Here is a 793-nt window from a genome sequence, read left to right on the forward strand (position 1 = left end):
AGTGGCTGGGGGCACCAACTCGGTGGCGATGGGTCTGAGCGCGACGGCCAGCGCGGCCTATGCGCAGGCCATCGGCAATGGCGCGCTTGCATCGAACATCTCCGACATGGCGCTTGGCGCAGGATCCACGGCTTCGGGCGGCGGATCGTACTACGCGACCGCGGTTGGCTCGAACAGCTCGGCCACGGCAGCGGCCACCACCGCGCTGGGCGAGGTCGCGAAGGCGACGCAGCTGGGCGCCACGGCTCTGGGTGCCAACGCGAATGCGCTGGGTCAGTACGCAATCTCGGTCGGCACGAACTCGACTGCTTCGCAATCGAATTCGGTCGCTATCGGCCAGGCGGCGAACGCCAGCACGGCGAACTCGGTGGCGCTGGGCAACGGCGCGACCACGGCGGCGGCTGTCACCACGGCAAGCGGCGTGATTGGCGGTACGACCTACACGTATGCGGGCGGCACGCCGACCGGCGTGGTGAGCGTGGGCACCTCGGGCGCGACGCGCCAGATCACGAACGTGGCGGCGGGCCAGGTGACGGCGACGAGCACGGACGCGGTCAACGGTTCGGAACTCTACGCAACGAACACGCAGGTCACGGCCAACACGACGGCGATCTCGAACATCAACAGCCAGATCACGAATCTGTCCGGCGCGACCGATGCGGTCAAGTACGACTCGTCGGCGCATACGTCGGTGACGCTGGGTGGCGTTGGTTCGAGCACGGCAGTGGCGCTGCACAACGTGGCTAACGGCACGCTGAGCTCGACGAGCACGGACGCGGTGAACGGCTCGCAG

The 793-nt window shown here is 68.1% G+C and carries 1 pseudogene; it reads left to right on the top strand.

Annotation, left to right across the window (positions count from 1 at the left end):
* Nucleotides 1-793: pseudogene (locus U5768_RS31840) on the top strand (hypothetical protein); the annotation flags it as partial.

This window comes from Paraburkholderia sp. J76 (assembly GCF_905220295.1).
Lineage (GTDB): Bacteria > Pseudomonadota > Gammaproteobacteria > Burkholderiales > Burkholderiaceae > Paraburkholderia.